The sequence below is a fragment of the Aquabacterium sp. A7-Y genome (assembly GCF_026153205.1).
Classification (GTDB): Bacteria; Pseudomonadota; Gammaproteobacteria; order Burkholderiales; family Burkholderiaceae_C; genus Caldimonas.
In genome coordinates this window covers 1-25,683 of sequence record NZ_JAPFBW010000033.1, presented here as the reverse complement: position 1 = coordinate 25,683, position 25,683 = coordinate 1, and the positions used below count along the sequence as shown (strand labels likewise).

The window sequence follows — 25,683 nt, the reverse complement described above, 5'->3', positions numbered from 1 at the left end:
ACACGAGGACACGCCCGTCATGCGGGCGGCCACCACAATGCGCCCGCATGGCCCCTTTCGCACCTCAACTCAAACCCCAGACCACCGCGGTGCCTGAGCGCAGCGGTGCGCTGATCTCGCGCGCGCTCGCCTTCGTCGACGCCCACCTCGACCAGCCCTTGGATGCCAACACGCTGGCCGATCGCGCGGCGATGTCGCGCCACCACTTCCATCGCATGTTCCGGGCCTATGTCGGTTGCAGCGTCGGCAGCTACGTCACCTGGCGCCGGCTGCAGCGCGCCTGCGCCCTGTTGGCCAGCGGCGACGAGCCGGTGATCGAGATCGCGCTGGCGGTGGGCTATGAGTCGGCGCAGTCGCTGGCCAAGGCGCTGCGCCGCGAGCTCGATACCACCCCCACCGCGGTGCGCCGCGGCGCTGCCGCGCCGTGGACCAACCTGCTGTCCCCCTCCCGCCTGCCCCAGCAAGCTACCTCCAGCAAAGGAAACCTCACGATGCAAGTCACCCGTTATGCCAGCCTGCCGCAAGGCCTCGTCGCCCTCACCGCCACCAGTCGCGGCATGGTCGACCATACGATGGTGCGCGCGGCGCAGCAAGCGTTTGGCGAGCTGATGTCCGCCGTCGGCGCGGCCGGGCTGTTGCCGGTCGTGAGCAGCAGCGTGAGCATCGTGCCTGACGATCCCAAGGGGCCGGACGACCCGCATTGCCGCTTCGTTGCCGGCGCGGTGTTCGGCTACGCGATGGCCGACGGTCGCGGGCGCTGCACGCAGCCCGAGCTTCCGCTCACCGGCTCGCTGGCCTGGCAGGCGCTGTCGCCTGGCCGTTATGCGGTGTTCACCCACATCGGCGCGTACACCGGCTTGCACCGGGTATGGGAAGCCATCTACCGCGACTGGCTGCCCGCCTCCGGGCAGCAGCTGCGCGACGCGCCGCCCCTGGAGTTGTGCATCAACACCCCCGATACCGCCGCGCCGGAAGACCTGCACACCGAGGTCTGGATCCCGGTGCAGGCGTAGCAGGCGTTGTCGCGGTGCCGGGCGGGAAGGGCTTCGACCGGGGCGTCAAGTGGGCCAACGGGCCCGGGCCTTCAGCGCGGCTTGGCGGGCCATCTCGATGGCAGGCTCTCTGCGCTTCAGCACGAGCTGGGTGAGGGCGTCGCCTGCAAGTTGGGGCGTTCCGGACGCGTAGGGCGGCTCCGGTGCGTATTCGAAAACGAGTTCCTGGATGCGTGCCTGCTGCTCGCCCTTGAGCAGCGCCGACACGGTCAGCGCCATGTCGATGCCCGACGTAACGCCGCCGCCCGTGATCCGGTTCCGGTCCACCACCACGCGCTGAGTGACCGGTGTCGCGTCGAAAACGGTCAAGAGGTCGCGCACGTACCAATGCGCGGTCGCGCGGTAGCCCTTGAGCAGGCCGGCCGCGCCGAGCAACAGAGCGCCGGTACAGACGCCGGTGACCCAGCGGGCCGAGGCGCCGCGTGTGCGGAGATAGCCCAGCACGTCGGCGTCCTGGAGCATCGCCGTCGTGCCCTTCAGGCCCCCGGGAACGAACAGGATGTCGGGGGATTCGGGCGCCTCTGCCAGCGTCAGTGTGGGCAGGATCCTGACACCGCTGTCGGTGGTGATGGGCGACAGGTCCTTCCAGACGAGGTGCGTCTGGGTGTTTCCCATGGTCGAGAAGATCAGCTGGGGGCCGATCAGGTCAAGCGCCGTCATGTCGGGGTGGACGAGCATCTGTACCTGCACGGCGGTGGCGGACGTCGGCGTCGACGGGGACACGGGTTGGGGCGATGTGTCCTGAGCTTCCCGCGCCGCGGTGCAGCTCAGTCCCCCGCCGCCAAGAACGGCCAGTGCAGACAAGACGCGGCGTCGAGCGGGCGATATCGTGTTGAGTGAGTCCATCAAGGGCTCCGGTGCGAGGTGGGATTCCAACGGCGGGATGGCTCGACGCGGCAGGCTTGGCGTCTGGGCACGGGCGCACGTGCAAACGATGGCTGGGTGCCCGTGTTGACGGGCGGCCCGCCAGGCTGAAGGCGGCCGAGGCTCCGCGGCAGAGGCAGGCACAGAAGCCCCGGCATGCCGGGGCCTCGTCAAGCTGCGTGGATCAAGCTTGAACCGGTGGGGCGTGCAAGCGTTGCATGAGCCAACGCCGACTCGGGTCCAGCGGCAGGGAGCGTCGTGCTGCGTCCAGTTCGACCAGCGCCTGAGGCGGTGCATGCAGGTGCACGGCGGCGGTTCGCATGGCAAGCGCCACGCTGCCGACCAAGGAGGTCAGCGAACATCGGTTCTCGCCCGCATGTTGCCCAGGCAATCGGCTTTTCTCCTTGCCGGAGGCGTCCTGGTCCACCACCACGGTGCGCACCCCATAGACCGAGCACACCTCGACGAGGGCCCAGCCCCGCTGCTCGGCCGCCAGGGTTGCGAGCAGCGGCACCGCCCCTTGCAGCAGGAATGCGGCGACGGCGCACCACAGCCACACCAGGGTGCGGAGTGGGGGGCGGCGAGGGGTTGTGTGGCGCATGATGGAAGCGCAAATAATGCGGGAACGTGACGCGGCCCCGCAGCGGACCGTCGGGATGTCGGTTCGGCTCTTCGGCAGCGTTCGTCTCTGCCGTGATGCGCGCACGGCGAGGCGCGCCTTGCGGCAGACCGCGCCGCATCAGGAGCGGAGGCTTGACCTGCCCTCTGCGGACCGCGGGGCCTCCGCATCTACCTCGGTGCTGAGCCAATCCAGAAAGGCCCGCACCGGTAGATGCCGCTCGCGCCCCGGCACGCACAAGGCGTTGTAGCCGGCTCCCGGCACGCTGATCTCCGGCCGGTAAGGCTGCAACAAACCAGCCGCGACGCTGTCGGACACCAGCAATGAGCTGAGCATCGCCAGCCCCTGCCCGGCAATGGCCGCCTGCAAGGCGTAGCTTTCCTCGTCGTAGTCGCGCAGGCGCACATGGGCGAGCCAGTCCACTCCCGCGGCATCGCACCACGCCATCCACGCCTGCCGGTACAGCACCGAGCCGCCCCAGCACACGCTGAGCAGCGTCGAGGGTCGGTGGCCCGCCGCGTGCTGGAGCAGTGCCGGCGCACCGTAGACACCGAAGCGCTCTTGCAGCAGGCGCTGGCTGTGCAAGCCGGGGTTGTCGCCCGAGCCGTAGCGCACCACCAGGTCGACGCTCGCATCGCGGTGCAGGTCGATCACCTCGCATCGGGTGTCGAGCCGCAGGTTGATTTCAGGGTGGGACGCATAAAAGCGGCCCAGCCGAGGGATCAGCCACAGCGCCGCGAATGCAGGCGTGGTGGACACCGTGAGCTGCCCCGTGCTGGGTTGCGGGCGCAGTTGTGCCACCGTCTGCGCGATGTCGAGCAGCGCCGTGTGGGTGCTTTTGAACAAGCGCTCGCCGCACTCGGTCAGCCGCACCTTGCGCGGCAGGCGCTCGAACAGCGGCACACCCAGCCAGCTCTCCAGCGTCTTGATCTGGTGTGAGACGGCGGTGGGTGTCACGGCCAGTTCGTCGGCCGCGGCCTTGAAGCTCTGCAGGCGCGCGGACGCTTCAAAGGTGCGCAGGGCAGTCATCGGCAAGGTGTCGAACATGGCGAAATCTTAGATGAACTTAATTCATCTTAGCTGAGGAATTCTCGTTTGTGGTGGCTTGTTGATCTCTCTAGATTAGGCGCTCACTACCACCTCAAGGAGAGTTTGAGATGAATCGTGTTCTGCTCATTCACGGCAGCCCGCGGGGCGAGCGTTCGCACTCGCGCCGTCTGGCGGAAGGTTTCGTGCAGCGGTATCTCGAGGCGCGCCCGGGTGCGGCGCTGCGCCGGCGAGAACTCGGCCGGGCCTGGGTGCCGGCAGTCAGCGAGGCCTGGGTGGCCGCAGCTTTCCACCCGATATCGACGCCGCGCCCGCCCCACATGCAGGCCGACCTCGCGTTGAGCGACGAACTGATCGACGAGTTGCTGGGTCACGACCTGCTGGTGATCTCCACGCCGATGTACAACTTCAGTGTGCCGAGCGGACTCAAGGCCTGGGTCGACCAGGTGGTGCGCTTCCACCGTACCGTGGACATGCTGATGCAGGACGGCGCGCTGACATACCGGCCGCTGGTGCACGGCAAGCGCGCCTTGATCGTCACCACCCGCGGTGGCCATGGCTTCGGGCCCGGCGGCGACAACGAGGCGATGAACCATGCCGACCCGTGGCTGCGCACGGCGCTCGGCTTCATCGGTATCGAGGACGTGCAGGTGGTGGCGGCCGAGGGCGACGAGGACAACGCCGAGGTGTTCGCCGCCGAGTACGCCCGGGCTGAGGCCGAGCTGGCGGCCCTGGCCACAGGTTGGTAGTCGCGACGGCAGCCCGGCCCACCTCGAGTCGGCTCATGGGTCAGGGGCACGGGCGAGCAGTGCCCGCCCGGCTCGTTTGATATCCATGATGCTGGGCATCAGAGTTCATGCCAGCTCGGAGTGCGTCGGCGTGGCGAGGGCGACGCAAACAGCCGGCTGCTGCCATCGCGCGACCCACCGCTCTCCCCGACTCAGCACGTCGCTCAGCCGCATCCAGCTGAATCGCCCCGGAAAAAGAGGAGGCTGCTATGAGGCAGTCCCCGAAGTTTTTCCCCGGAAGTCACGGAGCGCTGAGTGCGCCCGGTCCCGGAGTCCCAGGGCCAGTACGAATCGCCGAAGCAGTCCAGGCCGGTACTTTCAGGCTCAGTCAATTTCCTCTCGGAATGCCTTCTTCGATTTCTCGACGGATGGGCATGAGATCATCGATGAAATGATAACAGCCCGGGGTGGCATGCGTTTTCAGTATCCATTCGATTGGAATCTGGGTCTCTCCGTAGAACGAGCCAGCCAACTGACCGAATACGGCTCCAACCGTATCTGAATCATCTGCGAGGTTGACGGCCTCCAACGCACCCGACCTGAAATCAGGATTGCGGAAGAAGGCCCACAGCGCCGCTTCCAGCGTATGCACGACGTAGCCTGAAGAAGATATTGCGGTACGTGGCTTTCCCTTGTGGGAACCCATGGCGATCCGTTCGATGGCGGGCGCAAGTGGGTGGCGCTCCCAATATCCTTGAATTGGGCTGTAAATGCCATCAAGAAGGCGCTCTTTCGTTTCGCCTGCCAGTGCGCCATGAATGAGCGCCGCAAAATAACGACAGGCATCGACCGCTTCGACGGCGCCATGAGTTGTCATCGAACTCTGTCCGGCGTAGTGCACGGCCTTCTCGAAGTCTCCGAAGTAGAACAACACCACAGGAGCCAAACGCATCAGAGAGCCATTTCCGGCCGCCTTTGGGTTGGTACTGCCCGCCATAGGATTGCCGCTGGCAAGGTAATGCTCAATTGCCTGGCGTGTGGTTGCGCCAATATCGAAGCATTTGCCCGTCGGACTGTACGCACCGAAGCGATACCAGTACGAGTAGCACTGCATCTGATGCGCAGCGTCAAAGCCCTTGGATTTGAGCAGGCTGTACATCAAACAACAAGCCATGCTTGTATCGTCGGTCCAGAAACCTCGCTGCAGCGCAAAGGGGCCGCCGCCAGCAATATCAGACACCGGCGGCTTGCTGTCCCGAGGGGAAAATTCAAGAGGAACACCTAGGGCGTCTCCGATCATCAACCCTAGGAGCGCCCCTCGAAAGCGGTCGGCCAGAATGCTGCCATCGCCATTCTTTTCTTCAATATATTTCCTCAGGTCGACCGACCCGGCGCCGTGATGGAGGCTGCGATATGAATAGTAGTCGGCCAGCCATGGATTTTTCGGCTGGACATTTTCCGTGAATTTATCGGAAAGAGGGAAGAATCCCATGTCCCACGGGAAGCTGCTGCGGCGCTCTCTTTCTTTCTCGATAGACTCGAGAAATGAACTATTCTGGCGGCGATCTGCCATGACTTGCTTACTTCCTCCGTAACGATCTCGTCGCTCCCATTTGCGGCTTTATTACAGGCAAGACCTCGGGACCGCGGGCTCTTTAATCGCTGCGTGCGTCTGCGGCCGCCAGGGGGCGGAGATGGAAGTAGCAGAGGTAGAGCCCGAGGAGCAAGGTCGGCAGGACCAGGATCACCGCCATTGCGAGGGGCCACATCAGGAGCGCGCAGACCGCGCAGAAAAGAAGGCCGAAGGCGGGCCAGTGCCGCGCGACACGGCGATCCTCCACCCACCCCTTGGTCATGACGAAGAGCGCCACCCAGGCGTACAGCACCAGGGCGCCGAAGGTATCGGAGAGCTGCACCGGCTTGCCGGTAAGCAAGCTGTGCAAGGGCTGGGCCGCGACCCACGCCGAGCTCATCGCGCCCAGACTGGACGGCAGCCAGCAGGCCAAGGCGAGCGCAAAGCGCCGCCCGCTCACCGGGACCGGCTTCGTGAGCCGGGGGTTGAGCGGATCGGCAGAGCCAGATCGAAGATGACGGGGTTCCAGGGCCATCGCGCGAGTTCATTCCGTGACCGCTCACCCCCGCATACGGCGGCAAGCCTCGAACGGCCTCTCGGAAAGAGGCGATTCGCCAGTCTATCCCACCTGTGTCTCCGTGCGCGGCTCGAACTCTCGGCGATGTGCGGGCTGAACCGTGCAGGCTTGCTGCGGTCGCCAGGCGCGGTTGTATACCCGGAAATTTGGCGCAAAAATCGCTGAATCCGTGACAATGGTTTTCCCAGTTGAACACCCTTCAGCCCAAACAGACTGTTCAATGCACAATCAATTGGCCGACTGAAGGCGAGAGCTTCACCATGGCAAGCAGGCGGCTTTTCAACGAGGCAATCGGAGCTACCATGACTATTCTAGTAACCCCCGGAGCCGGATCTACCTTGGGATCTATCGATCATGATGTAAGCATCAGGGATGTAAAGAGGCAGTTCATTGACGTTGAAAATTTCGTTCTGCGGAATGGCAAAACTATATCCAAGTTGAGGGTTGCGTATGAGACCTACGGCAATCTGTCGCCAGAGAAAACCAATGCGATACTCGTGTGCCATGGGTACATGGGAAGTCAACACGCAGCAGGAATCTACGCTCCTGGAAATGCGCCGCCTGGCGTTGAGGAAGATGAACCGGGTTGGTGGGACCATCTGATCGGCCCGGGCAGGGCGATTGATACCGACAAGTTCTTCGTGATTGCTTCAAATATGCTTGGTTCGTCTTATGGCACGACGGGCCCGGCAAGTATTGATGCGGACACGAATCGACCTTATGGCCCATCGTTTCCTGAAATATCGATGCTTGACATCGTTGATGCGCAACGCGCTCTTCTCCAGGCGCTCGAAATCCATCACCTGGTAGCAATTGCTGGTTGGTCTTATGGCGGATATATAGCGTTTCAGTGGGCGGTTGCTTATCCCGCGATGATGGACGGGATCATCGTTGCGGCATCTTCTCCCAAGGGGATTGGGAATGACAGCGGTGTAATTCGCTTGATCGATCAGTTCAGGCGAGACAGTCATTGGAATGATGGCTGGTATTACGACAACGGTGGTGTTGCTGAGACCATGGTCGATGTCCGTATGTCTTCCCTTCAAAGATATGGCATCGAAAATCACCTCATGGACAAATACCCCCGAAAAGACGAGCGCATCAAAGCTCTCCAAGATATTGCAACAACCTGGGCCAGTGCCTTCGATGCCAATTCTTTGATTGTGCTGCGGCGTGCGGCTGATTTTTATGATGCGGAGAGGGATTTCAGAAAAATCAAAGCTAAAGTCTTTTATGTGCTGGCGACGACAGACACATTATTTCCGCCAGCCATCGCGCGGGATGTTATGAATAGGCTAAAAGCGAACCTCGTCGATGCATCCTATTTCGAACTAAAAACCGACAAAGGCCATTTGGGGCCGGCTGTCGATGCAAGGAAATGGGCTGGTGAATTGCGTGCGTTTCTGGCGCAGCTTGGCCGTTGAATGTCAGAAGTGGTGGCCGCGGCCGCCAGCAGTGAATGACGCGTCCGTCGGTGGGCTGCTCACCCGGCCTCTGTTTCAAACTTCCATGGACGTCGCGGGATCGGGGGACGAATGTTGGGCGATGCCGTCCTTTCGGGTTGGCACCCTGCGCCAAACGGAGATCCCCATGACCCCCGTTCCTGCCTCGCTTTCCCTCGGCCCGCGTGCTGTCGTCTACGCTTCGCGAGCGCGCCGCTGTCTCACAGTCGGTACCCTCGTTTACTTCGCTGCCTGCTCCCCGTGCGTCGTGGCGGCAGACACCCTCTGGACCGGAGGCGCTGGCCCCCGAGAGCCCTTCTGGGACCTGGCCGACAACTGGTCCGCAGGGCTGCCCGCCTCCTTCGAGACGCGTGCCCTGCTCGGGTCCAGCCAGACCGTCCTGCGGGCCGGTGGCTTCCGGGCCTCGCAGGTGATCGGGGACGGCAGCCTCCGACTGGCGGGCGGCACCCTGGACCTGCAGGGCGCAGGCTCCTTGCTGGGACATTTGGATCTGGCCGGAGGCCACCTCGGCAGCCGCGCGGAGCTGACCGCCGGTACGCTGAGGTGGACTGGAGGCGGGCTCCGTCCGGCACCCGACCACTGGAGTGCCAACGTCGCACTCACCGTCCGGGGCGCCGCGACCCTCTCCGGTTCAATGGACGTCGGCGATGGCGCCGTGGTCCGGCTCAATGGACCCACCCGCTGGGAGGACGGGACCTCCTCCATCGACATCGGCTGGTCGTCGTTCACCATCGGACCCGAAGCTGTGTTCCGGGATGAAACGGTCACCGGGAACCACACCTTCGAAAACGCCCTCGGCGGGCAAGGCGACCTGCGCGTCCAGGGCCGCTACCTGAAGACGGGCACGGGCTCGACCACCATCAACATGAAGAGTGTCAGGATCGATCGCGGCGCTGTGCTCGACCTTCGAGGCGGGCAGTTCCTGCTGAAGACCAACCACGGAGGCTTGTACAACGAGGGAGAACTGAACGTCGCAGGTGCGAAGCTGTCGCTGGTGGGCTACCAGAGCGGCTTCGGCAACGACGGCAGGGTGCATGTCCTGCGCGGCGGAACGATCGACGTGGATACCGGGGAGGGCGGCGTGGGGGGCGCCGGCACATGGCAGGTCGACACTGCCGGGCGTGTCGTCGTCTCCGACGCCGGGCGGCACGGCGGCCCGCCGCACCCCGACTTGGCGTCGGTCTTCAGCGGCGGCGCCATCCGCAACGAAGGGACCTTCACCTTCCGGGGCGGCGCCTACGGCGGCGGTTCCGTCCACTCCGGCCACTTCGTCATCCGCAAGGAGGTCGACATCGGCGGCCGCGGCAGCTTTGAAGTGCTCGACGGGGTGGGCCTGACGATCGAGCGCGACCTGGACGTCGGTCACCTGCGCATCGGGCAGCCCCGTCCCTACCGCGCCGAGGCTCCCGATTGGGAACACCACTTCTCCCAGCTCGCCGTGACCGGCAGCCTGCGCGTCGAGCGCCTGGACTGGGAGGATGGGTACCTCGATGCAGGCGGCCCGGTCACGGTCGCCGGCCTGGTCCGCCTGTCGAACGACTGGGCCACCTGGGGCGGCCAGCCGTCGCGCACGCAGGGCAAGGAGATCAACACCACCTTCACCTTCCTGGACCGTGCCGTGTGGGATGGCGATGGCAGCATTTTCGGCAACGGTGTCATACGGGTGGCCAAGGGGGCCCGATTCGAGGACCACAACTCGCAAGGCACGCTCGAGTACGAAGGCACCTGGATCCGTCGGCCAACGCGGCTGGCTGTCGGTGCTTTTGCCAACGGCGGCCGCTACGAAAAGTGGGGAGCAGGCACGACGGTGATCCAAGCGCGCTTCGGGAACCGGGGTACGGTGCTGTCGGCCGGCGCCGGACCACTCATCCTCGCCGGGCCGGTCGACAACAACGGCACGTTTGAAGTGGTGCGCTCTCGGCTGTCGATCTGGGGACCTCTGAAGCAGTTGAAAGAAGCAACACTCACGGGCGGCCGCTATGTCGCCCGCAACGGCACCCTGGTCTTCAAGCTGCCGGACGGGCCCGATCCGATACAGCCTCCGAGCATCGTCGCCAACAACGCGACGCTGGTGCTCGACGGCCCGGATGCCCGTGTCGTCACGCCGTGGCTCGGGGGGGATGAGAACGCCTTGTCCCGGCTGCAGACGAACACCGGCCGCATCGAAGTCCTTCACGGTGCCAACCTGACGACCACTCTGTCCCTCGTTAACCGCGGCGAGTTGTGGGTGGCGGATGGCAGCTCGGTCCGCGCCGGCGACTTGTTTTTTCAGTTGCAGGAGTCCGGGCATGCCGCGCCGTTCACCTGGCTGGACGGCGTCATCCAGGCACGCTACATCTCGTTCAGCGAGGGCAGCGTCGGCCCCGGCACTCGCACGCGCTCAGGCGTGGCGACCGTCATCGGAGCGACCAGCTTTGGGGAGACGAATCGGCTGCTGCTGAATGTCCAGGACGGACTGACATTCGATCAGGTCAGAGTGATCGGCAGCGCCTACCTTGGCGGTGCCGTCTTGATTGATTTTCTCGGTGGCGACCCCGCGACCGGCAGCTTCCGCATTCTGACTGCGACCGGCAGCATCGAAGGCCGCTTCGCCTCTCTGACGTCCAACCTCGACCCTGCGGAGTTCCACCTCTCGGCAACCTACGCGCCGAACTATGTCGACCTCAAGGTGACCGCGGTGCCCGAGCCTGGCACCTGGTGCCTGGCGCTGCTCGGGCTGGCGTTGCTCGGCGTCCAAGAACGCATGAGAAGGCGCTGCACATGAAACACCTTGGTCGGCACGGACATCTCAATGTGTCAAGTCGCACACGGAGCTGTCAATAAACTCCCTCAAAGTAACGACCGCGGTCATTGCCGCCTCTCTTGCCGTGGCCGGCGCCGCGGGCTTGATGAGCTCACAAGCTCAAGCCGCCGATTCGGCAGACAGCCAGGCCAAGACGGCCCTGTGGGTCGCCTCGGATGCCAAGAACGGGAAGGAAGATGAAGTCGCGAAGTTCATGATCGGGGGCAAGGCAGTCGTTCTCGACGAACCTGGCACGAGCAACTGGTTCGCCGTCAGGCTGAGCAAGTCGCGATTCGCGATCTTCGATACGTTTCCCAGCGAGTCGGAGCGAGACGCTCATTTGAGCGGCAAGGTTGCGGCCGCACTGATGGCAAAGGCGCCCGACATGCTGCAGCATCCTCCAAGCATCCAAAAGATCGACGTGTTGGCAGCCAAGCTGCCTGACACGAAGTAAAGCGAAGCTGGAGCGGCGGCGCGATGGCTCTGCCATCTCGTGTGTGCTCCACACCCATCGGCCTGCCCCCGACCGGCCTGAATCCGACGTCGGCATCGCGCGACGGTGTCACCCTGAATGTCGGAGTGCCCGCGAACCTGGCCGTCCGAAGGACTTGGCATTTCACCCGGCCGGCTCAAGACTGCAGGCGAACTCACCAAGCAGAAATGCGAGATCCTCATGGCAAGAGCGCAAGAGTTGCCCACCGGCAAGACCGCCATAGAACCCGAGGCCGCCAGTGACTCGGGCAAGGTTCACCGCCCGCTGAACCATACCTGCACCAACCTCTCCGCCATCAGCGGCACCCGCGCGACGGCCGCTCTGTACGTGGAGAACTGACACCATGGCAACCGTACAGGAGGCTGATGGTGATGCCCGCTTTACGGTCAGTTCCCTCCCCGGGAGGATTCAAGTAGCGACGGCTGCAGGGCGGGACAGTTGCGGTGGCTTTAACATCTGCCTCCGCCGTTGGGGGGACGATTACGAGCGCACGCCGGGCGACAAGATCCTCGACGTGCCGAACACTGCGCCGGTAGTGGGCACCGGCACCATGCCCCCCTCGACTTCCGCGATAAGTTCGTGCGTGCAGTGGAACTGCCGCAACACCCTGCAGATGAGCAATCTGCAGGGTGGCAACGGCGGGACGTGCAATTTCACCTTCGACTTACCGACTCCTTACGTTGCACAGAAAGTCGCACCGACGTTGTTCGTCCCCGTCTACATACCGGACTACACGGCGGTCGAGAACATCCAGATCCGCTTGTCGATGGGGGACACGACCTTTAATAACTACTACCAAGCCGCGTGGGGTGTTGGGCCGAGCGGTCATAACGACAAGCAGCGCAACGGCTGGCACCTGATCAGCATCGGCCCTTCTGAATGGACCTCTGGCGGCTCTCCCACATGGACCAACACGATCAACTCGATCCGTGTCAGGTTCGTGAATCGCAACTATCCGGCGGCATCGGTGATCTACATGGGCGATCCCGTCTTGCAGAGATCGGCCGTCCCGAGCCTGCTCGTCTATGCGGACGACGCATATGCCAGCTTCTACACGCATGCGCTGCCAATCTTCGATACCTATGGGCTGAAAGTAAACATTGCACTGGCGAAAAATTGGGTGGGTTGCTGCGGCTACATGAGCCTTTCGCAGTATCTGGACGCGATGGCGCGCGGTCATGAAATCTGCGTGCATAGCACCAATCGAATAGGCGTGCAGCTCAAGACGCTAGAGGACGCAGTTGCCGACGTGTCGGAGAACCAAGCCTATGTTCGCGACGTGATCGGGGCGCCGTGGGGGTACAAGCACTTTGTCTATCCCAACGGACAGTACTGGATTTCAAGCCGCGCTGACATGTCTGTGGTGGATGCGCTGCGCGATCAGCTTGGTATTGTTCTGGCACGCACCACCGACGATCCGTTGCGCCCCACCAGTCGAACGCCGCTGGGCTTTACGCTCGATACTTCTAGGCACAACCAGCTGACCATGCCAGAGCTTGGTCCGTGGACTGCTGACACGGCAGTGACGATCAAGTCGGCAATCGACACGCTCATTGATCGTCGCAATGTGTCCAGTCTTGTCTATCATGCGACCTCGCCCTCAGCGAGGTTCGAGTTTGAGCTGCCGTCAGTGATCGAGTCGGTTGCGGAGTACATCGCGGAAAAGCAGGCTGAGGGCAAGTTGCTTGTTCAGACAGGCCAGCAGTTCGCTAATGGCCTTCGTGGCCATCGCTGATTTCCATCTCCTCTGCACAAGGGCCACAGCCCGGACGTGCGACCCTGCCTTAGGCTTTCCAACCGTTCGATAACAGGAACATCGAGCATGATGGAGGTCCGAGGATGGGTGGATTGCATTTTCGGACTTCAGCGCGCGGAAAGCGACCGCCTCTGACCGAGATGCCGCTCTCGACCTCCGCAGCAGCCTGAAGCGGGGATCGGGTCGTGCCGCAGAAATTGTCACAATAGATGAGGTCATCCTTCTCCTGTCTTGCGTTCCCATGTACCGTCGTCAGAAGCAGCTCAACGTTCGGCAGCAAAACGCCTGCACGCAAGCTTCAATCCGACGTGAAGCCGTCTACTGGCGTGAGCACCGTATTCGGCTAGCCGAGCCACCTTGCGCGCGGAGTGCTAGTAGGCTATGGCTTGGTCGGCGGCGGTATGACTCGAGCGGTGCTCGGCTCGGCTGACTCTGCATTGAACACGCGGCTACGGAACACTGGCGCGACGTTCCAGTGGTGCTGGTCGTCGGTGACGACCGTGACGGCCTTACGGTGGTACTTGACGATGATGCCTGTCTCCGCATTGTGTCCCCGGCGGGTGGAGTCGCATCCGGTCACGGACGTTGACGCTGAGCATCTGGTGACACGTGCGAGCTTTCCGCAGGTGCTTCAGGCGCGCCGCGGTCGGCCGGTTCAGCTCTATCAGCTCGGCCTCGTCGAGCTTGTCGATGTCGATCTTCATGAGCGCTGAGCATGGCAGCGCCCGGCACCTGCTTGCCAGCGATGCGGCAGCAACTCCTCGACCCGTTGCAGCGGATTCCCCTGCAGCCGCTGCCCGCAAGGCGGGGTACAGCCGCGGCCGCCCCATGAGATGGTTTAGGACGCCGACCTGGGGCAACTGATCGTCCCCCAGGTCAGCGCCAGGAATAGCTGCAGCTCGGGTCTCGAAGAAGATCGCGCAGGCGCACGCCTGCCCGACGCGTTCTTCCGCCCGGCCCTGTGACCGTTCTCCCTTGCGTAGACCGAGGACAAGGGGTTACGACATCGGCCCTCCCGACCCCCGCCTGGACTAAGTTGATACAGGGTCTCGAAAGAGCACCGGTTCCGGTGGCGTGGGGCCCAACAGGAGGACGCAATGAACGACATGCGCAGACGCCAGGCCGGCATTCTCGGCTTGCAGACATGCAAACGGTCTCTGCGACGAGCGGCGCTGGTGGTCGCTGCCTCGTTGCCGATCGCCGCGCAAGCGCAGTTCCCGGATTGCTGGCCGGCCGAATGGACCTCGGCGGTCAACGGTGCCTACATCTCGACCGAGATCGCCTATGGCGGGGACTATGTGAACATGCTGCGTGCCCGGTCGCCCCATTGGGGACCGTGGGAAGAATACGAATTCTGCTACCGGGGGCCCGACAACCTCTATTACATCCGCGCTCTGGTGAACAGGGGTTATGTGTCGGCCGAGATCGGCTATCCCGGAGAAGACAACGGCATGCTGCGAGCGCGGGCAACAGACGTGGGTCCCTGGGAGCTGTTTCGAATCGATTGGAGGGACGGGCGAGGAGTCGTCGCGCTCCAGTCCAACGCGAACGGGCGATATGTGTCCGCCGAATATGGATTCACCGGTGACCGAGGCGCGATGCTGCGGGCGCGAGCGACCGAGGTCGGGCCCTGGGAGCTGTTCAACCTTCGTTTCCTCAGTTCACATGCACGCGGCGCGCCTAAGCGAATCCCGCAGCGGTGACAGCGGCGCTGGTCGGGGAACGGGAGCCGCTGATCGATGTAAGGCCCTCAGCTCCGCTGGCCGGACCTAATTCCCTTGGCGAGCGATCAGTGTGTGGACAGATCGAGCAGCGCATCGCGCGTCGGCCGGCGGCTCGCGCCTCACCGCGGCGTCGCGCGGAAGGCCCACCGTACTTCGCGGAGCGAGTGGACAGGGACAATGAAATTTGAAGGAGAGTTCGTCCGGCGGCGAGACAGCGCGGGCCACGCACTGCGTCGCGGCGCCGCGTTCGGCCCGCGCTTCTTTAATACGCCGGACCGAGCCGCTACTGGCTGCCGGATCCCGAATGCCGGAACCGCTCCGGCGGCATGGCGCGCCCGGTCGCTTGAACTTGATCCAGTCGCGCGATCTCCCCGGCACGTACGGGGAACCGCACCGTTTGGCGACGATGCCCTCGAGCTCCAAGGCGACCACCTGCCGGTACAGGGCCTCGCCATGGCCGCGCACAGCGTGAACGAGCAGCAGGTGCGGGACAGGCCCTGGCCAGAGCCGCTCCAGGATGCTGCGCCGCATTTCAAGCGGCCGCGGGCGGATGTCGATGCCGGCCACCATCGTCAGGTCGAAGACGCAGTAGACGATGTGCCCGCTGCCTTCCCAGCGGGTGCGCGCCCGGCGCTGCAGGCGGTCGAAGTCCGGATGGCCGCGTTCGTCCAGCACGACGGCAGGAACGACGTTCTCGAAGGTCGAGAAGGGGGCGACACGCTGCACGCGGGCCTGGCCATGACTGGCTCGACGGTGGCCTGGGGGCGGACGTCGTTCACGGCGGCCGTGGGCAAGACCGCTTCCTGTTCGGTGCGGTGATCGGGGGGCAGGCGGACAGGCTGCCGGACGTAGCCCCGGGGGGAGGACATCCTTGTGCTGCTGGCGGAATTGGACGACCTGGCGCCCGCGCGCATAGAGCACGGCATCGCGGGTCTGTCCTTTGGTCGGGACGGCTTGGCGCCCAGTACCTTCCACCAAGGCCCGGGTCGCACGGGACAGGGCGCCGAAGACCGCAGCGGCCTGTATGTCGACACCCGGACCGGCCTGATTTGGTACAACCCAACGACGGCGCAGGGAGGCGACACACTGGAGGTCGCCCACATGACGACGAGTACGGCTGCTCTGCTCGAGGCCCGCGACATCGTCTTTGGCGGCTGACGCTGCTCGGGGATGGCACGCGCCGTTACATGCCCCCAGTTTAGGCAACTGCAGGCCTGTTGGAGATACTGAGCCCGCTGGCTGCCCTGCGTCGCCATCGAAGTTCCATAGGGCGGACGGTGCAAGCGCCGACCTGTTTGGCTAGCGAACGCCATGCCGTCGCCTCGCATCCGTCCGTCCTCAGCCCCGCATGTGCGGGGGGACTGCCCCCGGTCGGCCGCCTATGGTGTAGTGGTGGGACCGGAGCCGTGTCTTCGACCAGAGTGCACCGCTGGAGCGAGCCGCTATAAAGGCAGCTCATCTCTAACTTTCTCGCACGCGCCCCGCCTGCCACAGCTGGAGGAGGCTCATGGGCACTGCGAACCAAATGAACACAGCGAGGCGGCACTACGTCGCCCGGCCGGCGCAGCCGGCTCCCCTCTTCAGGGCGGCGATCTTGCGCCGCGTCCTACCGGCCGCCGCCTTGTTGATGAGCACGCGTTCCCCCCGGCATGTAGACCGAACACCAGGACAACGCGGGCCACGACATTGGGTTGCCGCAGTGACGCTGCAAACCTTCACGCTGTGGGCCGCCTGTGCGAGCGCTGGAAATCTGGCGCCGGTAGTGACGTTTCTGGACCCCTTGCCAGGAACGGCTCAAAGCACCGGGGTCGACCTCAACCGAAGCGGTGAGGTTGTTGGAGCAAGCTGGGGAGAGACCCCCACGGTGGTCTACGACTCGTACGCCACCCGGTGGAACGGGTCCGCTCCACCCGTCGGTCTGAGCACGACCGACAGCTTCGCCTTGGCGATCAATGACTCGGGACAGACCGTTGGACGTCTAGGCTGGCGCGCGGCGCTCTGGACGGGGCGCGCGGTGACGCGGCTCCCGGGGCTCGATCGAAGAGGCGGCTCTATGGCCATTGATCTCAACAATGCCGGGCAGGTCGTCGGTGATAGTTTCAAAGGCGACTTCGTCCGGCCCACGCTATGGAAGGACGGCCACATCAGGGACCTCGGCACATTGGACGGACCTTCCGGTTCGGCGTCGTCGATCAATGAGGCGGGTCAGATCGTGGGCGGCAGGAAACTGCGGGGTCCAGAAGGCGGCACCAGGGCCACCTTGTGGGAGGGCGGCGGGATCAGGGACCTGCCGACCCTCGGCGGACGCAGCGGCTGGGCAAATGACATCAATGATGTCGGCCAGGTCGTCGGGCACAGTTGGCTGCCCGGCGATATGGACCGCCATGCGACGCTGTGGGAGGGCACCCAGCCCACCGACCTTGGGAGCCTGGATGGCACCAGCAGCAACGCCGCCGGGATCAACAACCTGGGCCAGATCGTCGGATCCGCCAGCACAAGACGAGAGGCTTTCCACGCCGTCATGTGGCACCGCGGAACCATCATTGACCTGAACGGCTTTCTCGACGAGAGCCGCCACAAGGCGGGTTGGCGGCTCACGGCCGCCCAGGAGATCAATGATGCCGGATGGATAGTGGGTGTCGCTGAAAACCTGTTCACCGTGGAAAACCGAGCTTTCCTGCTGTCCCCCGTTCCGGAGCCGGCCGCGTGGCTGCTGTTGCTAGCGGGCATCGTCGCTGTCGCGGCCGCACGCCTCGCTGCTTCTTGCGTCTCGACCTTCTGTGATGTGAGCGGCGTGAGCCACAGCCCAGCCGATCGGAAGAGCGCCTCGCAGGCAGGGGCGACGGCTGCGCCTGCGCCGTGCGAGGCACCGGTCTCGTGCGCGCGAGCCGCGCCGCAACAGCGGGATGCCACCGAGATGTTCGTCGGGCTGGCGCCTGTGCGAGCGAGACCCGGCGAGCCGATACCTGCGCTGGGGCGGGCACCGAGGCCCCTTCTCTTGCTCTTGCTGCTCGCTGCAAGCTGCTGGTGCACTACGTCTACCGCCGGAGGCCGCTTGCCCTCGGTCACCTTCCTCCCGCAGTTGCCCGGGACCGACGAGAGCGTGGCGCTCGGCATCAACAACGCTGGGTGGGTGGTGGGGGAGAGTTGGAGTGGGGGCAGCTTCCCCTCTGACGGATACGCCACCCTCTGGAATGCCGGCACTCCGACACAGTTGAGCCGGATGGACAGCACTGGAAGGGACATCAATGATGCCGGCCAGATTGTCGGGGAGGAAGGACCTTACCCTACGGTTTGGCACGGCAGCAAGAAGACCCGCCTTCAGTCGCCGTCTGACGACACCTCGACCGCACGGGACATCAGCAACACGGGGAAGGTCGTCGGATATACCTGGATCGGCTACGTCATGCGCGCTACGCTGTGGGATGACCGCGGGCCCAGGGTTCTCGGAACGCTAGGAGGGTCATTCGCGGAGGCGACCGCGATCAACGAGGCCGGACAGGTGGTCGGCTCAAGCTCCCTGCCAGATGGAACGACCGCCGCTGCCCTCTGGGACGGAAACTCCGTCACTGAACTTGGAACGCTGGGAGGGGGTGGCGGCCGGGCCAATGACATCAATGATGTTGGCCAAGTGGTGGGGGAGAGCTGGCTGGCGGGCAACATGGTGCACCATGCCGCCTTGTGGATCGACGGAGTTGCGGCTGATCTTGGCAGCCTGGACGGCGGGTCCAGCGTCGCGTACGCCATCAACAATACAGGCCAAGTCCTGGGCATCAGCAGCACCGAGCTCGACGGCTGGCACGCGGTGACGTGGCACCGCGGGGCCCTCATCGACTTGAACCAATTCCTTGACGAGAGCCTTAGGGACGCGGGCTGGCGGCTCGAGTTTGCTCGGGACATCAATGACAGCGGCTGGATCGTGGGAAGCGCCGAGAACCGGTTCACATCCGAGACGCGCGCGTTCCTGCTGTCGCCGGTGCCGGAGCCTGCGACATGGGCGCTGTTTGCGGCAGGCCTGGGTGCTGCCTTCGCCGCAAGGCGACCCGCCGTCCGGCCGACCCGGGGCAGGTAGTTATGGCCTTCGTTCTGTGGCAGACCTGCTTTTTCGTCCCCGGTGTCTCGGAAGGCAGTTGCGCCTCGTGGGTTCAGGCCTGAGGGTCGATCGTGGCGATTGGCGCTGCGTTCTTGATCCCGTTCGTGCAGTACCGGTCCGTGCGTCGAGAAGCGGACCGCCAGCGCCTTGCAGACGCCTTACAACTAGCCGCATTCGCCCAGCATGTTTGCTATGAGGGGGAGCAGACGATACGGCAGCTCTTCATTGACATTCCGAACTTGTCCCGCCACGCGGCAGCCAACTCGATGCGATTGAGTCAGGCTCTGGCCCTGGTCGGGCTGGTGCTTGCTCGCCCGATGCCGTTGCTCATCACTCGCTCAACCGTCGGGCCAGTCCATTCAGGGGTGTGTCCGCAGTCCAACATAACGGACACATGCTGGCTTGCCACGGCCTTCAGTGCAACGCGGTGCAGACGGTACGCTTACGGACTGCTCGAACATCTCGCTGGACAGCCGAACGTTGGTAAACGTCCGGGCATCTCAGGACGCATAATTGAATCTAGCAAGGAAGACGGTGAAGTCCCCGAGGATTCGAGACTCAAGCTCCGGTGAGTATTCTTTGACATCAATCAAGGCCAGGTCCTCGGTGAACCACGCCATTTGGCGTGCAGCGTCGTCGTCGGGTATGTAGCCTTCATCCAACAGGCGAGAGACCATCGTTGCCGCAGTCCGAGGCGACACGCGCTTCGCTGCATACGCAATAGCCAGGTGCCTGAGCGCTAGCGTGGCAACGATCGCCTTGTCGCCGTCCGCCGCGAGTTCGTGGAGTAGCGACAGGCACCCGGCAGAGTCGGGTTCGGTACTTAATTCGATGAGCTTGAAGTCGGGCTTCTCGGCAGACCGAATGCGTCGGTCCGCCCACGCATGTACGTCTCCTACGGAGACCACTCCTACCTCGAGGGCCAGCGAGAGGGCTTTTGCTTCAATGGACTGCATAGACAGGGGTGTAGGCGTCAGTGCCCGGCAGTTTGCCAGCGATGCGAAAGCAGCTCGTCGATATGACGATTCAGATGCGTCGGCAGTCGGGTGGGGACGTCCTTGAGATACGCCGACGGGTCGTTCCCGTTCAGCCTGGCCGACTGCACGAGACTCCTCACGACGGCCTCGCGCTGACCGGCCATCTCGCTGCCCGCGAACAGCCATGCCTTGCGCTCCATTGCCCAGGGCCGGAGCAGGGCCAGGCGTGCAACTCGTCCCAGTGCAACCGCGTCTGGCTCTGTCGGATCGTCAGCCGATCCTGGGCGCTGCCATCCCGGGCGTCCTTCTCGAGCTTGAAGATCCAGGCCAGGCGACGGACCGCCTCGGCGGCCACCTCGCTGTGGCCGTGCCTCATCAACTCGTTGAACTTGCGCCGCGCGTGCACCAGGCAGCCGGCCTCGGTCCTGCCCGGGAGCTTGAACAGCGTCTCGTAGCCCTTGTAGTCGTCGCACACCAGGGTGCCGCGCCAGTCGTTGAGGAACGCCATCGGGTACTTGCCGCCACGACCGAGGCAGAAGTCGTAGACGACGCCCGGGTGCGGGTCGTACTCGCTCTTGGCGTAGCCCCAGATGTAAGTGCGCCGCGTCTTGCCGGCGCCGGGGTCCAGCATCGCCACCGGGGTCTCGTCGGCGTGCAGGACGGGGCAGGCCAGCACGAAGGCCTTGTGTGCCTCGAACAGCGGTTGCAGCTCGGCCGCGCCGGCGCCCGACCAGGCCGCCAGTGTGGAACGAGGGGTGTGAACGCCCGAGCGGGCGTTGACCGCTTCCTGGCGGTAATACGGCATGTGGTCGACGAAGCGGCTGACCATCGTGTGGGCCACCAGCCCCGGCGCGGGCATCCCCTTGTCGATGACCTGCGGCGCGACCGGCTCCTGCACGAGCGTCCGGCAACACTTGCAGGCCCACTTGCCGCGGACGTGCCGGTGCACGAAGAACTCGGCCGGCACGATGTCCAGCCGCTCGCTGACATCCTCGCCGATGCGCACCATCGGGCGGCCGCAGCCCTCGTTCGGGCAACTTGTGTCCTCGGGCTCATGGTGGTGCTCGACGCGGCGCAGGTGCTCGGGCAGCGGTTGCCGGCGCGGACGGCGCTGGCTGCCCGCGTCCGCCTCCGGCGGCGAGGCGGCCCCGAGCGCCTCGGCCTGTGCCTGCAGGTCCGCCTCGTCTTCAGCGGCGGTCTCCTCGAACAGCCGGCGCTGCTCGGCTGTCATCGCCTCGGTCTTCGCGCCGAACTTCCACGCCTTGTAGCGCGCCAGCTCGAAGGTCAACTTCTGCAGCTTGACGTCCTTGTACTTGATCAGCGCGTCGCGCTCAGCGATCTGGCGATCGCGTTCGTCCAGGTGCTTGGCGTGATCATTGATCTGCGCGGTCATGCTGGCGATGCGCTCGAGCATCACGCGGGCAAGCTGCTTCGCCGCTTCGGCGTCCAGACCCTGCAGGTCTTCGGGCTTGAGCAGGTGCGGATCGAGCATGGGCGGCAATTGTGAGGACCCTGCCGGGAAGGCGCAAGATCGAGAACTGCGGCTCGCCTCGCTCGGTGCGCCTCACACCCGCGTGATGATGCGCAGTTGTTCCAGGCACTGCCAAGGCAGCCCGACGACCAACGCCTGGAACTGCTCCCGTGTCAGCTGTAGCGGTACGGCGCTGCCTCCGCCATCGCGCGTCCAGACGAAGCTCCCGTTGTTCAGCCGTCGGGCTGCGCACCACACACCGAAACCGTCGTGGACCAGCAGCTTCAGCCGATTCGCCCGGTCGTTGGTGAACAGATAGCCGTGATGGGCCTGAGCAGCTCCGAAGACCTGCACGACCCGCGACAGCAGTCGGTCGGCGCCGGCACGCATGTCCACCGGTTCGCTCGCCAGCCACAGCGCATCGATGCGGATCACTTCAACCACTCCCGCAGCCACATAGCGCAGTCGCCCGCAGCGGCGCCCGGCCAGACGATGGCCATTGATACCGCCCCGCGGCGCAGCTCGATCCGGATATCAGGCACCGGCGCGGGCCGCGTCTCCGGCGTCGGTATCTGCAGCGCGATGAACTCGGGCGCTGCGGGAGTGGCGTCCTGCTGCGGCGTCGTGACCGTCGCCCCAGCCCGCTGCCTGCGCCATTTGTGCACGAGATTAGCGTTCAAGCCATGAGCCTGAGCCACCGCAGCGACCGAGGCGCCTGGCTCCTCGCAGGCCGCCAGTACCACCGCCTTCAGCTCCCGGTTGTGACGCCGCCGTGTCGTCGGCTTGGATTGCATAGGTGTCCACTTCCGAAAAATAGGTGGACGCCATCCTCACCCTTCCAGCCTCCTCCCTTCAAGATGGGATCGCTGGCCGCTTACTGAGCACCGTATTCCCGCAGCCTTGCAAGAGTGCGGACAGGCACGCGGGGTCCACTGGGAGAGATCGATCCTCATCGGCCTCGATGTCGGCTATCCGTCGATGCCCTACCCAATGGCCGGACTGTTGCTCACTCAAGACGAAAGATTTATTGCTTTCGAGATCGACACGGACGAGGCACACCATATCGTGAAGTCCGTCCAGATGTGGACTGACGTGACCCATGAGCAGAACTGCAGCGAACACAACCGCGGCATTGGGGCGGGCCATGGAGCGCTTGCCATCCGAGTCCTGCGAGAACTCAATGCGTGCAGTGGACGGGGTGATCCGAGCGACGACTCTGCCACACTACGCCATCCTGACTCGCTCGGCATCGCCTGATGGAGTTCTTGTTCGAAGTTGTCGGAGAGTTCTTGCTCCAGTGCCTTTTCGAAGCGCTGGCCGAGCTGGGGCTCCATTCGCTGACTGAGCCCTTCCGTAAACCACCGAACCCATGGCTGGCTGCGCTCGGCTATACGATCTTCGGCACGGCAGCAGGCGGCCTCAGCCTGCTCGTCTTTCCCTCACATTTTGTCCACGGCGAGGCCATGCGCATCGCCAATCTCGTCATCACACCCTTCGCGGTTGGGGGGCTGATGTCTGCCCTTGGGGCCTGGCGCGCTCGTCGAGGGCACGCCGTCTTGCGCATCGACCGGTTTGCCTATGGGTATCTATTCGCCCTGACACTGGCACTCGTGCGCTTTTCATTTGCGCATTGATCGGGACAGCAGCCGGCCGGGATCGGACACCCGAGCGTCCACTCTCGCTTGAAAGAGCCGGAAGGGCAGTGTGTGGTTCACGGTGTCAGTGGTCTTCCAAATAATCGCCAGGCGTGGAGCGAATCGCTCGAGGTGGACAGGTGGGATCGGCTGACTTGACATAGGCTTGTCGGGGTGTGAGGAGAAGCACCAATGACAACCGAGCGCCGGCACAGCCGTCGGCGGCATCAGCGAGAAGGTGTGATCACCTCCGGCCCGCTGACATCTCCGTCGTCGAAGGATGCCGCGCCATGAGCTGCCTCGCAGCACCTTCTACAAAGCTCCTGACACCGAGTGGCAGCAACTGCGCGAGCCGTCCGACGAGGTCCTTCGGGGGGCCATCGAGCAGGTTCTGGACGACTGGCCCCTGAGGGCGCTTGCCGCATCTCAGGCTCGAACTGACGCGAGGGATTCACCCTTGCCTCGGGTCCGGAGGTATCCGAGCCGTCCCAAAAAATCCCCAACCTGATGCGCGACTTCCCGCCAACTTGGCGTCCCGTGTGCTTCGCCATCGATCATCCGAACCGTCTCACCGCCCATGCACAGATGCCGCCATGCCTTCTGGAACCTTTTGAGTCTGTAAAAGCCATTGATACCTCCGCGAACATAAAGCATCAGCGCCCTGGTTTTGAGAGGTTCAAGAACGTGCGCGTCCTCTGCGCTCACCGAGACTGGACTCGACCGGATGGTGCGGTCGCTGTTTGCAAGCCGGAGGTAGCGGGCGGGATTGGCATGCGGGGCAAGGCGCCCACAGCATCGCCGGATCCATGCGATGACATAGACGATCCGCCGCAGAGCGGACAAGGCCGACAACTGCGCTGCGTGATATCTGACCCTCTGCAGATAGCGAAAGTACAGCCTAACCACCGGCAATGCCCAGTCCTGTTGTGGCAGATCCAGTTCTACCAGAGCCAGTATCGGCACCTGTGCATCGCGTGTCGTGAGCTGCTTTGCTATCTCGAAGGCCAGACGCGCGCCTTCACAATAGCCGCCGAGCAGGTAGGGGCCCTGGGGCTGCACGCGGCGGATCTCCTGCACATAGTGGGCAGCGAGAGCGCGAATATTACTTGCCGTGGAGTCGAGAATGGCATAGTACGAGCGCAGGTGATAAAGCTCTATGTCGGGCCATCCCCCCTCGAGATCAGGTCTTTGGACGCTGCCGGGCGCACACCAGAACATGCGACAGGAGGTGCTCGATGCAGTGGTTTGCAGCATCAGCGCGCCAGGGAATGGACGGGAGCCCGACCATCTGTACGTCACCATGCGGAAGCGCTGCAGGATAAATTCAGAAAGCTGATTCGAGGGGTGCTTCGTGTCCATCATTGCGTAGTTCGGCCCCGGTTCTAGGATTCAGCGTTTTGACGATACCCTCCACTGTGAAGTTCCACTCACAGAAAGTAGAACTTGTCAATGGATGATGCGTTGGGTGTCCATGCTTTCACGACTTTGGAGCTGTTTGGGAGGCACGCTGTTCCATAGGAAGCGGTCTTACATGCACCAAGGGAGCGTGTTTACTGGCGCCGACTGATCGATGCGGGTAAGGTTGGGATGAACGCGTTGAGTATTCTTCAGCCAGGATGTGGACGTGGCGGCGCCTCCGTGGCTCGGGATGTGCTGTGCTCCCGGTATGGCGCGCACACCGTCCCGTGTCTGCGTCAACGGCTGTGCATCCCCGGCTTCATTGCCGACCACCGTCTGAAAGCGAGTTGTTCAGGACCGACTACCTACCCCCACATGCTCTTCCATTCGATGATGCTCGTTTTGGTGGCGGCGTTCATCCACTCCTTGTCCACGTCCCATGCCATCAACCCTTGTTCCAGGCGATCAGCCATCGTGGTGAGGTACTCGTTAAGGCTTCTCGCGATCACTATCGCTTCATTCATGCCGGCGTCCTTTAACAGCTGACCGCGCACGCCCGCCGGCCCCGGCTGCATGTCGACGTACAAGGCGCTCACGGTGTTGGTCAAACACACGGGAATGCGATGCGGGTTCCACCATTGCGGCCTCACCTCATACTCGGACCACGATTCGTCTTCCTCGGGAAAGCTCTCCATCCCATCCGGATCCTTCTTCAGGTTATCCGCAACCTCGCATTTCGAGCGCCAATTGCCCACCATTCGCTCCAAGCAGCACCACCCTCCAAGGTAAAAAAATCGGGGGCCCCTCTCGATCGTCTGATCCGCAGCACCGTTGTGACGCAGGTAGGCCACTCGAACATCATCGGGAAAAGAAAAACCCAATACTTGTTCCGTTTGACGGATCTCTTCAACAGTGGCAGGAGGGTTGAGGGATGCAAACACCTCCGGCGCATGGCTCTGCAGCAACGATTCCAACCGTATCCACAGTTCTTCCATCAAGGACCCCTTAAGGTTTGATCGGCTGCCACAGCCCTACGCACTTTTGCAAAGCGCCGCCGCCGCTTTAAGTTTAGTTTCTAAAAGACGTACACCCAGAACGGATCGCCATCACGTTTAACCGGAAGTTTGCCGGGCCGAACCGTCTGTTTATCGGCAAAGGAAAGGTCTAGTACTATAGTCGTAGTCTCTTGCGACGACTTCGACGCCAGTGGCAGGCTTTAGCACGAGCCTGATGGTGTCGGCGCCAGTACGACCAAGCGAGAGCGTGTGCAGGTGGTGGCGCAGGAAGGCGCAGCAGCGCCACAAGAAGACGCCGCACTTCGGGGACGGTCAGTCGGCAGCAACCCCTGTGTGCCTTGAAGGCCTGCAGCGAAGAGCGTTCCTTTTCGGCCGCGCCCCCCTTTTTGAAGTCCAGCTGGATGGCGTTGGCGCGC

General features: G+C 63.7%; 26 protein-coding genes. 12 read left to right on the top strand and 14 right to left on the bottom strand.

The window, feature by feature from the left end; genetic code table 11:
- Positions 1–47: 47 nt before the first annotated feature.
- Positions 48–1,013, top strand: coding sequence for an AraC family transcriptional regulator (locus OOT46_RS24450; protein WP_265406244.1), 966 nt, complete (start codon positions 48–50; stop codon positions 1,011–1,013).
- Positions 1,014–1,058: 45 nt separating this feature from the next.
- On the opposite strand, the gene OOT46_RS24445 is transcribed toward OOT46_RS24450, so the two are convergent.
- From OOT46_RS24445 to OOT46_RS24435, 3 genes are all read right to left on the bottom strand, one after another.
- Positions 1,059–1,898, bottom strand: coding sequence for a DJ-1/PfpI family protein (locus OOT46_RS24445; RefSeq protein WP_265406243.1), 840 nt, complete (start codon positions 1,896–1,898; stop codon positions 1,059–1,061).
- A 202-nt stretch (positions 1,899–2,100) separates the two neighbouring features.
- On the bottom strand, positions 2,101–2,517 hold the full coding sequence (locus OOT46_RS24440; RefSeq protein WP_265406242.1) for a DUF2946 family protein: 417 nt from the start codon (positions 2,515–2,517) through the stop codon (positions 2,101–2,103).
- Positions 2,518–2,655: 138 nt separating this feature from the next.
- Complete coding sequence (locus OOT46_RS24435; protein ID WP_265406241.1) at positions 2,656–3,582, bottom strand: LysR substrate-binding domain-containing protein; 927 nt, start codon at positions 3,580–3,582, stop codon at positions 2,656–2,658.
- Positions 3,583–3,692: 110 nt separating this feature from the next.
- Between OOT46_RS24435 and OOT46_RS24430 the strand changes: the two genes are divergently transcribed.
- Positions 3,693–4,331, top strand: a complete 639-nt coding sequence (locus OOT46_RS24430; protein ID WP_265406240.1) for an FMN-dependent NADH-azoreductase — start codon at positions 3,693–3,695, stop codon at positions 4,329–4,331.
- Between the two features lie 367 nt (positions 4,332–4,698).
- Here OOT46_RS24430 and OOT46_RS24425 read toward each other — a convergent pair whose 3' ends face one another.
- Positions 4,699–5,883, bottom strand: coding sequence for an ADP-ribosylglycohydrolase family protein (locus OOT46_RS24425; protein ID WP_265406239.1), 1,185 nt, complete (start codon positions 5,881–5,883; stop codon positions 4,699–4,701).
- 82 nt (positions 5,884–5,965) lie between these two features.
- Positions 5,966–6,418 (bottom strand): hypothetical protein, encoded by a 453-nt coding sequence (locus OOT46_RS24420; protein ID WP_265406238.1) that lies wholly within the window; start codon positions 6,416–6,418, stop codon positions 5,966–5,968.
- Between the two features lie 344 nt (positions 6,419–6,762).
- Between OOT46_RS24420 and OOT46_RS24415 the strand changes: the two genes are divergently transcribed.
- From OOT46_RS24415 to OOT46_RS24395, 5 genes are all read left to right on the top strand, one after another.
- Positions 6,763–7,884: a homoserine O-acetyltransferase family protein gene (locus OOT46_RS24415; protein ID WP_265406237.1), complete on the top strand. Its 1,122-nt coding sequence runs from the start codon at positions 6,763–6,765 to the stop codon at positions 7,882–7,884.
- A gap of 286 nt (positions 7,885–8,170) precedes the next feature.
- Positions 8,171–10,687: a PEP-CTERM sorting domain-containing protein gene (locus OOT46_RS24410; RefSeq protein ID WP_265406236.1), complete on the top strand. Its 2,517-nt coding sequence runs from the start codon at positions 8,171–8,173 to the stop codon at positions 10,685–10,687.
- Between the two features lie 124 nt (positions 10,688–10,811).
- Positions 10,812–11,159, top strand: a complete 348-nt coding sequence (locus tag OOT46_RS24405; RefSeq protein WP_265406298.1) for a putative quinol monooxygenase — start codon at positions 10,812–10,814, stop codon at positions 11,157–11,159.
- Positions 11,160–11,378: 219 nt separating this feature from the next.
- Entirely contained in the window at positions 11,379–11,537 is a 159-nt protein-coding gene (locus tag OOT46_RS24400; RefSeq protein WP_265406235.1) for a hypothetical protein, read from the top strand.
- A gap of 4 nt (positions 11,538–11,541) precedes the next feature.
- Positions 11,542–12,933, top strand: coding sequence for a polysaccharide deacetylase family protein (locus tag OOT46_RS24395; protein WP_265406234.1), 1,392 nt, complete (start codon positions 11,542–11,544; stop codon positions 12,931–12,933).
- Positions 12,934–13,463: 530 nt separating this feature from the next.
- On the opposite strand, the gene OOT46_RS24390 is transcribed toward OOT46_RS24395, so the two are convergent.
- The gene (locus OOT46_RS24390; RefSeq protein WP_265406233.1) at positions 13,464–13,658 is read right to left on the bottom strand and encodes a hypothetical protein; all 195 of its coding nucleotides are present in this window, start codon (positions 13,656–13,658) and stop codon (positions 13,464–13,466) included.
- A gap of 393 nt (positions 13,659–14,051) precedes the next feature.
- Between OOT46_RS24390 and OOT46_RS24385 the strand changes: the two genes are divergently transcribed.
- Entirely contained in the window at positions 14,052–14,657 is a 606-nt protein-coding gene (locus OOT46_RS24385; RefSeq protein ID WP_265406232.1) for a fascin domain-containing protein, read from the top strand.
- Positions 14,658–14,723: 66 nt separating this feature from the next.
- On the opposite strand, the gene OOT46_RS31030 is transcribed toward OOT46_RS24385, so the two are convergent.
- The gene (locus OOT46_RS31030) at positions 14,724–15,353 is read right to left on the bottom strand and encodes a hypothetical protein (protein ID WP_416136251.1); all 630 of its coding nucleotides are present in this window, start codon (positions 15,351–15,353) and stop codon (positions 14,724–14,726) included.
- 198 nt (positions 15,354–15,551) lie between these two features.
- On the opposite strand from OOT46_RS31030, the gene OOT46_RS24375 reads away from it, so the two are divergent.
- Both OOT46_RS24375 and OOT46_RS24370 read left to right on the top strand, forming a co-directional pair.
- Complete coding sequence (locus tag OOT46_RS24375; protein WP_265406230.1) at positions 15,552–15,836, top strand: hypothetical protein; 285 nt, start codon at positions 15,552–15,554, stop codon at positions 15,834–15,836.
- An 895-nt stretch (positions 15,837–16,731) separates the two neighbouring features.
- Complete coding sequence (locus OOT46_RS24370; protein WP_265406229.1) at positions 16,732–18,750, top strand: PEP-CTERM sorting domain-containing protein; 2,019 nt, start codon at positions 16,732–16,734, stop codon at positions 18,748–18,750.
- Between the two features lie 521 nt (positions 18,751–19,271).
- Here the strand turns inward: OOT46_RS24370 and OOT46_RS24365 are convergent.
- The 5 genes from OOT46_RS24365 to tnpA all read right to left on the bottom strand — a co-directional run bounded on the left by OOT46_RS24365 (position 19,272) and on the right by tnpA (position 22,013).
- Positions 19,272–19,727, bottom strand: a complete 456-nt coding sequence (locus OOT46_RS24365; RefSeq protein WP_265406228.1) for a hypothetical protein — start codon at positions 19,725–19,727, stop codon at positions 19,272–19,274.
- A 17-nt stretch (positions 19,728–19,744) separates the two neighbouring features.
- Positions 19,745–19,912, bottom strand: coding sequence for a transposase domain-containing protein (locus OOT46_RS24360; RefSeq protein WP_265406297.1), 168 nt, complete (start codon positions 19,910–19,912; stop codon positions 19,745–19,747).
- Positions 19,885–21,240 carry an IS66 family transposase gene (gene tnpC / locus OOT46_RS24355; RefSeq protein ID WP_265406227.1) on the bottom strand — a complete coding sequence of 452 codons (1,356 nt, stop codon included), beginning with the start codon at positions 21,238–21,240 and terminating at the stop codon, positions 19,885–19,887. The genes OOT46_RS24360 and tnpC overlap by 28 nt, the downstream gene beginning before the upstream one ends.
- 72 nt (positions 21,241–21,312) lie before the next feature.
- A complete protein-coding gene (gene tnpB, locus OOT46_RS24350) occupies positions 21,313–21,654 on the bottom strand; it encodes an IS66 family insertion sequence element accessory protein TnpB (RefSeq protein WP_265406226.1) in 342 nt (113 codons plus the stop codon).
- The gene (gene tnpA / locus OOT46_RS24345) at positions 21,651–22,013 is read right to left on the bottom strand and encodes an IS66-like element accessory protein TnpA (RefSeq protein WP_265406225.1); all 363 of its coding nucleotides are present in this window, start codon (positions 22,011–22,013) and stop codon (positions 21,651–21,653) included. Before tnpA ends, tnpB begins: the two co-directional genes overlap by 4 nt.
- A 196-nt stretch (positions 22,014–22,209) precedes the next feature.
- Between tnpA and OOT46_RS24340 the strand changes: the two genes are divergently transcribed.
- Together OOT46_RS24340 and OOT46_RS24335 are read left to right on the top strand one after the other, a co-directional pair.
- Positions 22,210–22,476 carry a hypothetical protein gene (locus OOT46_RS24340; protein WP_265406224.1) on the top strand — a complete coding sequence of 89 codons (267 nt, stop codon included), beginning with the start codon at positions 22,210–22,212 and terminating at the stop codon, positions 22,474–22,476.
- On the top strand, positions 22,476–22,853 hold the full coding sequence (locus tag OOT46_RS24335; protein ID WP_265406223.1) for a hypothetical protein: 378 nt from the start codon (positions 22,476–22,478) through the stop codon (positions 22,851–22,853). The genes OOT46_RS24340 and OOT46_RS24335 overlap by 1 nt, the downstream gene beginning before the upstream one ends.
- A gap of 426 nt (positions 22,854–23,279) precedes the next feature.
- Here OOT46_RS24335 and OOT46_RS24330 read toward each other — a convergent pair whose 3' ends face one another.
- Both OOT46_RS24330 and OOT46_RS24325 read right to left on the bottom strand, forming a co-directional pair.
- Positions 23,280–24,212 (bottom strand): thioesterase domain-containing protein, encoded by a 933-nt coding sequence (locus OOT46_RS24330; RefSeq protein ID WP_265406222.1) that lies wholly within the window; start codon positions 24,210–24,212, stop codon positions 23,280–23,282.
- 404 nt (positions 24,213–24,616) lie between these two features.
- The gene (locus OOT46_RS24325) at positions 24,617–25,246 is read right to left on the bottom strand and encodes an SMI1/KNR4 family protein (RefSeq protein WP_265406221.1); all 630 of its coding nucleotides are present in this window, start codon (positions 25,244–25,246) and stop codon (positions 24,617–24,619) included.
- Positions 25,247–25,683 lie beyond the last annotated feature (437 nt).